Genomic DNA, 13,715 nt, shown 5'->3' on the forward strand with positions numbered 1-13,715 from the left:
GCTAGAAATAGCCAGACTAAGTGATCGTTGCACACCGTATTTCGGTATATATCCTCAGAGCTCAACCGATAAGAGAGGTTCCATGAATATACTGATCACTGGCGCAAGCGGCTTTATTGGCCGCCAATTAGTCGAACGATTGGCGCCCCATCATCAACTGACGTTATTAACGCGCTCAGTGCAACAAACGCAGAGAATACTCGGTAATCAGCACCATTACCTTGAGAGCCTCGATGCGCTGAGCGACCTAAATCATATCGACGCCATAGTGAATCTTGCGGGCGAGCCGATCGTCGCTAAGCGCTGGAGCAAAAACCAGAAGCAGCGGATTTGTGATAGCCGTTGGGATATCACGGCAAGATTAACTCAGCTCATACAGCAGAGTAGTAATCCGCCTAAGATCATGGTGAGTGGTTCGGCAGTGGGTTATTACGGTCGACATGATGATCAATTGCTCGATGAATCCAATGGTGCCCATGTTGAGTTTAGCCATGACATCTGCCGAAAATGGGAGCAAGAAGCGCTTAATGCAAATACTGAGCAAACCCGCGTCTGCATTATCCGTATCGGGATTGTGTTAGGAAAAGGCGGCGCATTAGAGAAAATGCTACCGCCCTTTAAGCTCGGACTCGGTGGCCCAATTGGTCATGGACGTCAAGGCATGAGCTGGATCCATGTGCAAGATCTCATCTCCCTTATCGACTTTTTACTCAGCCAAGAACATTGCAAAGGCGTATTCAACGCCACTGCCCCCAACCCAGTCAGTAACGCTGTGTTTACTAAAGCGCTTGGAAAAGCACTCAATCGCCCCGCCCTTATCACGACCCCACCACTTGCGTTACGCTTAGCTATGGGTGAAATGTCGGAGCTGCTGACCGAAGGACAGTTTGTTTATCCTAAACGCGTTCTCGAAGCCGGTTTTCAGTTTCAATTCAGTGACCTCGACAATGCCTTAACCGACGTGTTAGCCAAATAGGCTAGCACGCTGATGCTAACAATCCCGCGGAATCTTGCATTAAACATCGACATATTCGGGCGCTAATGCGCACGAATTTCGGTGCTAAGGCTTGCTGGATGTTGACGTAAGCACAAGCGCCACTTTAGTAACACTAGAAAAACAATATAGTAACATCATGATTTGTAATGTGATTTAGCGACAGCGCGGCACTTTTCTGCTAAACTCGCCTCCATTCGGTCATAGGAGGCACGCATTAATCGCCTCAACCTTGACCACAGATAAACTCAGCAACATCTCATAAATAGACAGTTATTTATGCTCAAGAACAGGCTATTTAATCTGCTGTTCTTGGCCTGTAAACCATAAAACGAAACACACTCGCGCTCACTCATCCTTTAAATTTTTATCGGATTGACACTGATCTGTCCTCGACATCAAGCGCTTAACATCCAGCATTAGCAGGTACTTAATAACAAGATGGGTGACTCCTCAATGGGCATTGTGCTCACTGAAATGCCCACACTAAGACAGTTTGTAAGGAATTTTCATGCACACGACCTATACGATTGGCGAGCTAGAATCATTTTTAATTGCCATTTTCGTGCTGTTTATCGGCCACTCCATCAATCGCCATGTACGTGTCTTTAGGCAATATAATATCCCCGAACCCATAGTGGGTGGCCTCGTTGTAGCCGCGGGTGTCGCATTTCTTCACTTTCAAAATATCAGTCTCGACTTCAGCTTATCGCTGCAAAATACCTTAATGCTGATGTTTTTCAGCACGATTGGCCTCTCGGCAAACTACAAGCTGTTACTCAGCGGTGGTAAAAAAGTCTTTATCTTTCTGGGTGTTGCCTCGATTTATATTGTTATCCAAAACGCCGTCGGCGTCAGTTTAGCCAATCTGTTAGGGCTCGACCCGATTATGGGCCTTATCGCAGGGTCAATTACCCTGTCGGGTGGCCATGGAACTGGCGTCGCTTGGTCACAAACCTTTGCGGAAAACTACGGTATCAATACTTTAGAGTTTGCTATGGCCGCTGCGACCTTTGGCTTAATCATGGGCGGAATTATAGGTGGCCCCGTTGCGCAGCGATTAATCGGTAAACATAATCTTGTTTCTCGCTATGGGATTGGTCGCAAGCATCACAGTGAACATCCGCATTTAGTGACTTACGATCAGTTAGAAGAAGATCAAGTCACAGCCAAAACCATATTAGAAACCCTGTTTGTACTGCTGCTGTGCGTTGCAGGCTCAAAATGGCTCACGCTGTGGATCAGCCAATCGGGCATAGCATGGCTCAAAATGCCCGACTTTGTTTATGCTCTCTTCCTTGGCGTTATCATCGCCAATATCACTGAACTCACCCGCGGCTATAAGCCCCATACTGAAAGTATCGATGTCATAGGCACAGTCGCCCTGTCACTGTTCCTTTCTATGGCTTTGATGACCTTAAAGCTATGGGAGATTTTTGATTTAGCCATCCCGCTGCTCGTCATCTTACTGGTGCAAACCGCAGTACTGGCGGTGTTCGCCTATTTCGTGACATTCAAAGTGATGGGCAGTAATTACGATGCGGCAGTGATCACTGGTGGCCACTGCGGCTTTGGTATGTGTGCAACACCAACGGCGGTAATGAACATGGGCGCGCTAGTCTCGCGCACAGGGCCGTCACCCCAAGCCTTTATGGTTGTGCCTATCGTCGGCGCTTTCTTTATCGACATCGTTAACTTGATTGTCTTGCAGGGCTATCTGAGCTTTATGAAGTAGTCGCTTTTGAAGAAGTTGCTTAATGTAAAGCATCGTTGAATCAACCAGCTAACAAAAGGGCGCCTCATTCGGCGCCCTTCTTTATGGTACAAAATCGTAAATGCTAAAACTCGCGCATGAGACGCTCAGGTCGAGGCAAGTAATGATCATCATAATCAAGGGAGAAAACCACTGAGCTGGAACGGCCAACAATTTCATCCCGTGGCACAAAGCCAATGACCCGAGAATCAGCGCTATTATCTCGATTATCACCCAGCGCTAGGTAATGCGCGTCTGGCACAGTGACAGGTCCAAAGTTGGCGAGCCTTGAGGCTACAGGATTAAGGCGAATACTGTGGGCCATATCGAGTAAGTTCTCCTGCATTTCTGTGACATCAGCGGGAGCATAAGGACTCAATGCTTGGGATGTGTAACTAAGGGGTTCGCCATTTAAATACAAACGATTATCCCGCATCATCACAGTATCGCCTGGCACAGCAATCACCCGCTTAATGAGTTTTTTATCGGCCTTTTTCGAGTCGAACACCACGATATCACCGCGGGCGGGATCTGCCAGTTTGACTAAGGCGATATGGGTAAATGGCACCCTAAGATCGTAGGCCATCTTGTTCACCAGAATGCGATCGCCCTCGACGATAGTCGGCAGCATAGAACCCGATGGCACGGTATTCCAATCAGCCACAGCGCTCCTGAAAACTAACATTAAGCTGATAAACAAAAAAAAGGAGCGGTTATCCTTAAGTAGTTTGGTTATTCCTTTGAACATATATTCCCTCTCTTTGGCATGTATAAGCTAGTCGCTGTTCTCAGTTAGATAGACCCATTGCGTTGCACTAAGTTCTGTTGCTACCAGCTTAGGCACAGATCAATTTGTAAGCCAATGTAAAAACGCATATTCATATTCGAGTCATGCTCAAACTCAGCAGAATCAGCAAGACAATAAAAAAGCACTGAGCTTAGGCAGCATCAGTGCTTTTTATTGTTAACGCTGTCTACTTAAGTCATAAACTTATAGTGTTAGCCCATGCAAGCAATCACTAGCTGCCCGCCTTTAATAGCTCAGAGCAAGATTGGCTAAGCAATTGTCGGCAACGCCACACCCCAAGTAAGGCCACGATTAAAGCGCCAGAAACAGGGGCTATTCCCCACCAAGGCCAGTGCATATACACATTAAGCTCAAACACTTGCGTCTTAAGTAGATATAACGCAAATTCGGCCACTATGACGGCTAACACTCCTGCAATACCGCCAAGCAAGGCAAACTCTAAACCCGTTGCACTGCGCAATAACCATCCCGAAGCGCCAAAGGTACGCAGCACCGCCAGTTCGCGCTGCCGAGTTGCCATGCCAGCCTCAGTCTGTGCAATCAAGACTAAGGCACTGGCTAATAGCACTAAGGCCAGCACTAAAGACAAGGACAGCGACACTTGCTCAATTATCTGTCGCAACTGCCCCACCATAGCACCAACATCTATGATAGATATGGTCGGGAACTGCTGAATAAGCGCAAGGATCACCGCATCCTTAGGCGTACCATAGGCACTCAGCGCTTGGCCGTCTGTTGCTTGGTCATTTGTTGACTGGTCATTCGTAGCTTGCTGATCATTCAGATAAAAACTCGCCATCGAGGTATAAGCAAAAGGCGCGAGGGCTTCTTGGGTGAAAATCATAAAGAAGTTCGGCTGCAGCGTTTCCCAGTGCACGGCACGAATACTGGCAACCGTGACTGTGAGCTCTTGATTATCAATCATATAAGTCAGCTTATCGCCAATGCCAATACCCAAACGGTCCGCCACGCCAGATTCCACCGACACTTCATCGGCCGCTTGATTAAAATGCCCCTCTAACAGTTCGTTGTTAGCAGGCAGCGTATTGCGCCACGTTAGGTTTAACTCGCGGGAAATACCCACTCTGCCCTTTTCACCCGCTTCAGACTGTTCATTCGAAATCAACGCTTCACCGTTAATTTGAGTTAAACGGCCACGGATCACAGGATAAATGTCCGTCGCCACTATCCCCTTAGTCGTCATAAAATCATTTAAGGGCTTAGCATCGTCGGGCGCAATATTGACGAGGAAGTAGTTAGGTGCATTTTCGGGCAACTGTTTTTGCCACTCGTTGAGCAAGTCTTGTCTTAACGCCAGAATCGTCAATAACAATACCAGTGCAGCGCTAAATCCCACCAATTGCACCGCATTTTGCCGCGCACGACGTCTGAGCCCTGCCAGTGCCAACTGTAAGGGATTGGTGGTCTTCATGCCGACACTGTGGCCTAAACGTATCATCACAAAGCCAAGCACGCTTAACAGCACACCGAGCAGCAACACCGCTGCGACCACAGTCAGAGTCAAAGCCCAACTTTGGGAATACAAATAGCCCAGTAACGCCATCGCCCCTAAGCTCAAAAGCAGATGCAGCCACATCCCCAGTGGCAGGCCTTCTAACTGACGCTGTAGCACTCGTAGTGGCGGAATGGCCAGTAAACGCATTAGTGGGTAAGCCGAAAACATAAAGGCGCTGATAAGCCCTGTGCTTACACCAAGCAGTAATGGCCGAGTGAGTGGCGGCGAATAGGCGGCAATTTCGGGCGGCAATAGATAACTGATCCCAAAATCGAGTAACACACCACCGACAAGGCCAAACACAATCCCCATTAACGTCACTAACAATAAGTGAGTACCAAACAACAATCGAATTTGCTTTGCCGAGGCGCCAAAGGTTTTCAGCATGGCCACCACATCGTAATGGCGCTGACAATAACGCTGGGCGGCAATGCCTATCGCGGCGCAGGCCAGTGCAATGCCCATCAAACTAGCTAGCAGTAGGAAGCGCTCAGCTCGCTTAACGGCTCCCGCAATCGGCGAGTCACCGGATTGCACATCGACCCAGCGCTGGGTGCTATTGAGAAGCGGTTTAACACTTTGCTCAAAAGCCGTAAGCGAGGCTTCATCGCCTGCAAATTGATACAGATAGGTCACGCGGCTGCCCGGTTGAATCACTCCCGTTTTGGCGACATCTTCCATGCGCATCAATACCACGGGCGAGGAAGCAAAAGGATTAAAGCCCGCGTCGGGTAAGCGGCTTATTTCATTGCTGAGCACAAACTCACTGTTACCTAGCTCGATGGATTTGGGATAACCGAGGAGTCCACCTAAGCGGGTTTCAAACCAGATTTCACCCGCTTGGGGTAAAGCCTTGGTTTTACCACTGGTGAGTTCAATGTCGCCCTTGAGTGGATAACCTGTTTCAACGGCGCGAACTGTGACTAACTGAAACTTATCACCCGAATAGACCATGGAATTAAATTGCATGTTCGTCACATGCTTAAGCCCAAGATCTTCGGCTTTGGTTAAAATCGCCGCATCAATTTTAACTGGCGAATCGATAATCCGATCGGCGGCAATAAACTGTGAAGCTTGGCCTGAAATAGCCACTTGCAGCCGTTCACTTACCCGCGCCAACCCACTAACAGACAATACCGCGAGCATAATAGCGAGGATAATCAATAACAATTGCCCTTGCTGTAACTCGCGCTTAAACAGGCGCCATGCCAAACTTAACTCCATTATTAAGCCTCCTTAGCATTGGCAAGCGGTGCTGCGCGCGCCGTATCTTCCTGTAAATGGCCGTTATCCATCACCAGCTGCCGCTCACAACGCTTAGCCAGCAGTAAATCGTGGGTGACGAGGATAAGAGTGGTGTGGCTTTCTTGATTCAGTTCAAACAACATATCGGCAATTTTATGGCCGTTGACGCTGTCCAAGTTACCCGTAGGTTCATCGGCAAACAGCACTGTGGGCTCACAAATAAAAGCACGGGCAATCGCCACCCTTTGCTGCTCTCCGCCCGATAATTGTTTGGGCAAATGGGTTAAACGATGGGATAAACCGACTCGCACTAACATGGCTTGGGCTTTTTCCTTGGCATTGCTCACGCCCGCAAGCTCGGCGGGTAACATAACGTTCTCTAGCGCGGTTAAGGTATCCACTAACATAAAGGATTGAAAAATAAAGCTGACCTTCTGTTTACGCAGTGCCGCTTTTTGCTCTTCATTCAGTGGAGATAACGCCACACCATCTAGCCAAATTTCGCCAGAGGTAGGCGTATCAAGCGCCGCAAGCAATCCGAGCAGAGTAGACTTGCCCGAACCCGACGGACCAAGAATGGCCACACTCTCACCTTGCTTGACATCTAAGTTAATGCCCTTGAGGATAGTGAGCGTTCCTTCCTGAGTAGTCACTGATTTTTCGAGGTTAACAACATTGATGGCACTGTTTTTTAAGATGACGTTAGACATAGGATCCTTCTTATATAAATCATTCTGGTATCAATCGCTAAGATTAACATCAATGGCGAAGACCCTGGGGGCATTCATCCTATTGAGTGTATTCATGGCCACACCAGCGCACGCGGCAAAGGTGTTGATCCTCGGCGACAGCTTAGGCGCTAGCTATGGCATGGCAGAGCAGTCAGGCTGGGTGGCGCTGCTGCAAAAAAATCTGCCCGAACATCAATTTACTAATGGCTCAGTGAGTGGCGAAACCACAGCGGGCGGCTTACGCCGATTACCCGCCTTACTCGATTCCGTCGCCCCCGACCTTGTGGTCGTTGAACTGGGTGGTAATGATGGTTTACGTGGATTCCCCCCAACGCAACTTGAAAATAATCTAATCCAAATCATTACCCTAGCCAAAGATAGCGGCGCAAAAGTGCTGCTGACCGAGATCATGGTACCGCCTAACTATGGCCCTCGCTACACCCAAAAGTTCACCCAAGTGTATCAAGACATATCCAAAGCACAGGATATCGTGTTGATCCCCTTCTTTATGCAGGATATCGCGCCCCATCCAGAATTAATGCAACGGGATGGCATTCACCCCAACGAAAAGGCGCAGACGCAGATAGCAACTTGGATGCAACCATGGATAGAAGATGCGTTAACCCAATAAAATAGCTGCTATTTTAAGCTAACGAACCGCTTACTTAGCTAAACTCATGCTCAACGGATAAAAACGTGTTCTAACGCAAGATTAACCCTATAGATAAACAGTAAAATTCGTGTTAGCAAATGGTTAACTCAAACAAGGAGTCAATATGTCCCTTAGCCATCAGCAAAAAGTGTACATACCCAAGGAAGCCCGTACCAATCAATACATCACAGCCGAAATCAAGGTGACGGATGAACTACTGAGTCAATATCCTGATTATCAAAGCTGTTATCAAACCTTAAGCCGTTTGATATTTAATTTGGCAGAACAACACGATCTGCGTAATGTCCACGTGATCACTAACGATAAACTGCCTGTTGTCCGTTACCACACCGAAGCCTATTGCTTCCAAACCACTGAACAAATTCTATTTTTTTATAATCCAGCCTACCACGAAGCCCAAAATTTATTCTCGCAAGAAAACTATCGCGCCCGTAAACTGCGCATTGTCTTCCTTGCCACGGGTGAAGATATCCGCAGTAATTCCGCCAGTTTCCACATTAGAGTGCGCGAATTACTGACAGAATTGATGCCTTTAATGCCGATAAGCGATCTTAAAGTTAAGGTCCGCGACCATCAGCATTTATCCTATGATCTGTTCGCAAAAGCCAAGGGCTATAAAGAAACCTATGGCTATAAACTGCGTGCCATCGGCCCAAGATATAAAGCCAGAAAGTGCGAATTACCAGAGAACGTCAGCTCTCTCACTTATGTAACAGTAAGCTTGCCACTGAGTCGTAAACTTAAGCAGGGTTTATTACCTGACTCAGCAACCGACTTTACGCCTTTATATCAACACCTTGAAGATTGCTTCCTCAAAGCGGCAGCCAACAGACAATTGACGCGTCTTGCCATGATAGCAAACGGCTTAACCCCGCTGGTGCGTAACAGTAAGTTTGAAAAACTCGACAGCAAAGCCGAAGTACAAATGATAGGGTTCGATCCTAATGCGACTGAGCAACAAGTGATCCGTCGCTGGAATGCCGATAACTTAGTCGAAGCCGCGCACTTCACCATAGTCGCGGGCACCAAAGACTGTGATGATTCAGGCTTCGGACGCTTTATGAACAATGTTGAAACAGCTCTGAAGGCCTTCGCAGCCGACATAGGTGTCGATCCGGAGCGTGAAGATCTCATCGTACGTTTCCATCAACATATCAGCTATCAAATCTAACCCGCTTCGGTATTAGCCGCGAAAGCTCAGCAAATGAAAACGCCTGCAAATGCAGGCGTTTTTACTTTTATTCACCAATAGACAGAATTACATAGGACGATTTTTTTCTATGAGGCGATTAAAAATAGCATTCACAGATAAAGATGCGCCATGGGCAATTTTATCGGCAAGTTTCTTTCTCACCTGATAACGCATCTTATACACAGTGCGCTCTGCGGCAAGTGACATAATTACATCATCACTGGTCGAAATCGCATCAACTAACCCTAATTCAATGGCTTGCTGGCCGTACCAATGCTCGCCCGTGGCTACTTTCACTAAATCCAACTCAGGGCGATATTTACCGACAAACGCTTTGAATAAGATGTGGGTTTCTTCGAGTTCTTCTTGAAACTTCTGTCTTCCCTCATCGGAGTTTTCACCAAACACAGTCAAGGTACGTTTAAAATTACCGGCGGTATGTTGCTCATAATCGATTTCATGCTTTTTCAGCAAACGATTAAAGTTCGGCAGTTGAGCAACAACACCAATTGAACCAACAATTGCAAAAGGCGCCGCATAAATTTTATTCGCAACACAGGCCATCATATAACCGCCACTGGCAGCCACTTTATCAACGCATACTGTTAGCGGAATATCGGCTTGGCGTAAACGGTCAAGCTGGCTGGAGGCTAAACCATAGCCGTGCACCATACCGCCGCCACTTTCGACATTAACAACCACTTCATCGCCTTTTTCCGCAATAGCTAAAATGGCACTGATTTCTTCACGCAGTGACGCAACCTCAGCGGCATCGATACTGCCCTTAAAATCGATCACGAACACTTTGCCCGTGCAGGCATCATCAGCAGCTTTGTCTTTCGCCTTTTCTTCTGCCTTTAATTGCTTCTCATAGGCTTTGAATTGCTTCTTTGAAAGGAGTTCTTCTTTTAAGCCATGCTTCAGTTCTTCTAACTCTTCAGACAGGTTAGTGATCCTCAGCTCGCCCTTATCTGACTTATGTTTAACAGTGGAAGCCAACACCACAATAATAACCGCAACTATTGCGACCACTATCGTGACGGCTTTCGCCAAAAACATTCCATACTCGTATAAAAATTCCAAAGTGCTCTCCGTTAGGGCGTTACATCAATCAGTCAATTGCGCGCTATTCTAACAGCCTAAAGGCCCATAAAAAAACCCAGCATTCGCTGGGTTTTTCCGATTAAGCGCAGATTAGTTAGGACAAGTCGCAATGACATCGCTGTTTGTCACTAAAATCGTCGCATCACCTTTACCTGCAGTCGCAGCATAGTTTGCCACTTGAGTCTGCATTTCAACGGTAGCAGCAGCAGCCATACCATCTGTAGCGTCCGTTTCACCTGGGCTCACAATCGAACTATGGTGACCTTTAGAGAAACGCACAACGCCATGACCTTTACTGGTACTATCGACACAAGGTAGGCCAATAGCAGATATCAACGGCTCAGTGCCCGATAACGGAAAGTTATCTACCCGGTTCGGTAACACTTGATCAGGTAAGTTACCATTGCCATCACCGGCGATTTCAATCAAATGAACAGGTAAGTCCGTCGCCTTTAACATAGAGGCATGGTTAATTGGATCAGCAGAATCCACAGCCGTTTGAACCGCAAAGGCAAACGTAGGAATAAACTGGGCATATACTGCCTGCACCAGTGCCTCATATTCAGGACTCCCCACCTCATATCCTGCAGTATTAGCCTTATCGACCAGCGCTTGGAAAGTCGCAGATGCCTTGATATTGCTAAACAGCACTGGACCAAAGGTTGCAGAACCCGCAAATGATCCTGCTAATCCCCCTGCAGGCGCTGCTAGGGATAAGGCATTGATGACATAGGCATTTGGCAAGGCATCGCCGGTTGCAGGGTTCTTCATGCCAGTGCTGGCATAGGTCGCAAAATCGGTGCCGACAATCGCGCCTAAACTCAGACCTTGAGCACTGATTTTAGACACGTCAAATACTTGTGGCTGACCTGCTTGTGCTAAGCCCTGTGCTAATCCTGTTAGAGCAAGACGAACACCTAAATGGTCCATCGTCGCTTGACGGAAATTATCACGAACCGACAAAGTGCTAGAGATATTCACGAACACCAGCGGATTACCATTTTTAAAGGCATCTGGTGTACCGACTACAGCCCCAAAAGAAGGATCGGTCGCAGAGACTTCATAAACCCCATCGCCGTTAGCATCGAATGAGCGCGCCCCATGCAGTGGCATATCGATAGCAATAGTTGCAACGCCCATGGCCGCATACGAACCCGCATAGGCTAGTGACATTTCTTTGCCGCCACCTAAACCGTGCAGTGCGATTGTGGTTGGCCAACCAGCCAATGGCGCCGTCGCTAGATCAGGATTATTGTACAACGCTGCTAATTTAGCTGCATTAGGGATTGAAATCAGTACAGGTACGGTTTCATATCCTTTAATCGCTGGAATTGGGTTGAACTTAGTCAGATGCTTAGTTTTATCTACCGCTGTACCATCGTCTAACAACCAAGTTTTACCCGCCATTAGAGACGGATTGGCTAACGCATCGGCAGGGTTCGCAATACCATTGGCCACGGCTTGCATACCAAAATTATTTTGGCTGAGTGTGCCCGCTTGCAAAGCTAATAGTACGGAGACTGGGCTATCGCCTTGTGCTTTCCAATGACCATTAATTAATGGTTTGCCTTCAGCTGATAAACAACTGACCGAAGAGCAATCACCGTAAATCGGCAGTTTAATTTTTGCGGTATACACATCGGCTAAATCAGCGGCTTTAAAGGCAGCACTATTTGAGTCCGTTAATCCCACCGCTTGTGCAACAGTATAACCGGCAGGCGTTGGCATCTGAGCAAAGCTGGGGGCATAAGGCGCGCCCTTTGCCATCAGCAGTTTAGTCGTTTCATAGACGTTAGCGACAGACTGAGTCGTAAACAGCCCAGAGTAGCTTATGGTCGAAGGATCGACATTATGGGCCGCAGCAATGCCTTTCTCATAGCTGTTCACTAAGGTTTGCAGCATCAATTGATCGGGTGTTTCTAAAGGTAATGTAGTGATGTCTAGCTTCAACAAACCATAGGTCGTTGAAGGCGCAATACCACGACCTTCAGAATCTTGAATAAGATTAGTCGTCGCATAAATATACGACTGCCCAGCTTTGAGTGGCTTAAGCGGCACGATCACCACTTTATTGCCTGATGCGGTGGATACAAAGTCAACGCCAAACTGAAGTTCTGCTCCGACTTTACACGCTGAAACTGACGGTTTAGCAGTACACTCAGCATCAGAAGACAATGGACCACCGACAGTGGCCTCAAACATTCTGACTGCGCCAGGTTGTGCAACCGATGCCGCCATTAAGGTCAGCGGTGTGCCGTCGTGTTTTTTCGCTAGATCAATATCAATGGAAATCGGTGATGTTGTCGACCAGCCATCTAACGCCCCAAGCGCTATTTGTGGATCAACATAATTGCCTGAGCTTTCACCCGGAATCGATAATGTGCCATCCTTGGTACCACTGAATAGCAAATCATTCGGTAATGGTACTTTTGAATTAGCAGGGTCGAACACCATGTGCGATTCAGGGACGAGTGGTTCTGTCTTATCCTTGAGATCGTTATAACTGTCCTCACCACATCCTGTGAGGCCCAGTGCAGATGCAATCGCAACACCCAAAATGAGTCTTTTCATCTTTTTTCCCCAAATCTTGTTGTAATAGTTTTGTTTTCCCCAAGAAATTAGTCACAATAGCTTTTAAATCTGTGACCAATAGGGCTTATGTTAGCCCCTAACTCATTTCAAGTTAACGTAAAAATATTGAGTTAGCCACAAGTTTGTCACAAACATTTTAGCTATTTATAACAAAGTTTCATTCATTTGTTTGAAACATGCGTTTATCACTTCGGCGACTCTAGAAGTGGCGGGCATTCTCGCCAAGAGGAAAAAGAGACTCATGTTGGAATATCAAGCAGCAAAAGATTTACTCAAAGGCAAAACAATTTTAGTGACAGGCGCTGGCGCAGGCATAGGTCGCACCGCTGCCATTGAGTTTGCAAAGCACGGCGCCACTGTGATTTTACTCGGTAAAACAGTGAAAAAACTAGAAGCGGTTTACGATGTCATCGAACAAGCCGGTTATCCAAAACCTGCCATAGTGCCATTAGATCTTAAGGGCGCGACGGAGCAAAATTATCGCGATATGGCCGATACCATAGCCGAGCAATTCGATCATTTAGACGGCTTATTACATAACGCGAGCCTGCTCGGTGCCCTAGGCCCGTTTGAACACATAGATATTCCATCACTCGAAGACGTACTCAAAGTGAACGTCACGGCCCAAGTTATGCTAACTAAAGCATTACTACCTGTGATGCGCCAAGCGCCCAGTGCATCGATTATCTTCACGTCGAGCAGTGTGGGTCGTCAAGGCCGCGCCTACTGGGGACCTTATTCCTTCTCTAAGTTTGCCACTGAAGGCATGATGCAAGTCCTCGCCCATGAGTGTGATGGCACCTCGGTTCGCGTCAACAGTATCAATCCTGGTGCAACCCGCACTGAAATGCGCGCTAAAGCCTACCCTGCTGAAAATCCGCTGGATCTCAAAACCGCAGAAGAGATCATGCCAACCTATTTATATTTAATGGGTCAAGACGCAAGCGCAGTGAACGGTCAGCAGTTCAACGCTCAGTAATCACATCGCTTATCGGTTTTTGGCAATATGATTCAGCAATAATAAAGGGCCTATTGATGGCCCTTTATTATTTTAGATATTCACAAGATGGAACTCTGTTTTAATCAATGGCAATAAAAAGCATAAAA

General features: G+C 47.2%; 10 protein-coding genes. 5 read left to right on the forward strand and 5 right to left on the reverse strand.

Annotated features, from left to right (window positions below; all coding sequences use genetic code 11):
* Nucleotides 1-82: 82 nt before the first annotated feature.
* Together Q4Q49_RS18195 and gltS are read left to right on the forward strand one after the other, a co-directional pair.
* Nucleotides 83-976: a TIGR01777 family oxidoreductase gene (locus Q4Q49_RS18195; protein ID WP_311988646.1), complete on the forward strand. Its 894-nt coding sequence runs from the start codon at nucleotides 83-85 to the stop codon at nucleotides 974-976.
* Between the two features lie 529 nt (nucleotides 977-1,505).
* Entirely contained in the window at nucleotides 1,506-2,729 is a 1,224-nt protein-coding gene (gltS, locus tag Q4Q49_RS18200) for a sodium/glutamate symporter (protein WP_312000047.1), read from the forward strand.
* A gap of 103 nt (nucleotides 2,730-2,832) precedes the next feature.
* On the opposite strand, the gene lepB is transcribed toward gltS, so the two are convergent.
* The 3 genes from lepB to Q4Q49_RS18215 form a co-directional block, all read right to left on the reverse strand.
* Entirely contained in the window at nucleotides 2,833-3,495 is a 663-nt protein-coding gene (gene lepB, locus Q4Q49_RS18205; RefSeq protein WP_107404292.1) for a signal peptidase I, read from the reverse strand.
* Nucleotides 3,496-3,766: 271 nt separating this feature from the next.
* Nucleotides 3,767-6,295, reverse strand: coding sequence for an FtsX-like permease family protein (locus Q4Q49_RS18210; protein ID WP_312000048.1), 2,529 nt, complete (start codon nucleotides 6,293-6,295; stop codon nucleotides 3,767-3,769).
* 2 nt (nucleotides 6,296-6,297) lie between these two features.
* Nucleotides 6,298-7,026: an ABC transporter ATP-binding protein gene (locus Q4Q49_RS18215; RefSeq protein WP_311988644.1), complete on the reverse strand. Its 729-nt coding sequence runs from the start codon at nucleotides 7,024-7,026 to the stop codon at nucleotides 6,298-6,300.
* Between the two features lie 52 nt (nucleotides 7,027-7,078).
* Here Q4Q49_RS18215 and Q4Q49_RS18220 point away from each other — a divergent pair, with 52 nt between their 5' ends.
* Together Q4Q49_RS18220 and Q4Q49_RS18225 are read left to right on the forward strand one after the other, a co-directional pair.
* Nucleotides 7,079-7,678, forward strand: a complete 600-nt coding sequence (locus Q4Q49_RS18220; protein WP_311988643.1) for an arylesterase — start codon at nucleotides 7,079-7,081, stop codon at nucleotides 7,676-7,678.
* Nucleotides 7,679-7,823: 145 nt separating this feature from the next.
* Complete coding sequence (locus Q4Q49_RS18225) at nucleotides 7,824-8,891, forward strand: DUF3083 family protein (RefSeq protein WP_311988642.1); 1,068 nt, start codon at nucleotides 7,824-7,826, stop codon at nucleotides 8,889-8,891.
* An 87-nt stretch (nucleotides 8,892-8,978) separates the two neighbouring features.
* On the opposite strand, the gene sohB is transcribed toward Q4Q49_RS18225, so the two are convergent.
* On the reverse strand, nucleotides 8,979-9,995 hold the full coding sequence (gene sohB / locus Q4Q49_RS18230) for a protease SohB (RefSeq protein WP_311988641.1): 1,017 nt from the start codon (nucleotides 9,993-9,995) through the stop codon (nucleotides 8,979-8,981).
* Between the two features lie 111 nt (nucleotides 9,996-10,106).
* Nucleotides 10,107-12,587, reverse strand: a complete 2,481-nt coding sequence (locus Q4Q49_RS18235; RefSeq protein WP_311988640.1) for a VolA/Pla-1 family phospholipase — start codon at nucleotides 12,585-12,587, stop codon at nucleotides 10,107-10,109.
* Nucleotides 12,588-12,849: 262 nt separating this feature from the next.
* Here Q4Q49_RS18235 and Q4Q49_RS18240 point away from each other — a divergent pair, with 262 nt between their 5' ends.
* The gene (locus Q4Q49_RS18240) at nucleotides 12,850-13,587 is read left to right on the forward strand and encodes a YciK family oxidoreductase (RefSeq protein ID WP_312000049.1); all 738 of its coding nucleotides are present in this window, start codon (nucleotides 12,850-12,852) and stop codon (nucleotides 13,585-13,587) included.
* The last annotated feature ends 128 nt before the right edge of the window (nucleotides 13,588-13,715 follow it).

Origin of the sequence: Shewanella sp. SP1S1-7, assembly GCF_031932105.1 — a bacterium.
GTDB lineage: Bacteria > Pseudomonadota > Gammaproteobacteria > Enterobacterales > Shewanellaceae > Shewanella > Shewanella baltica.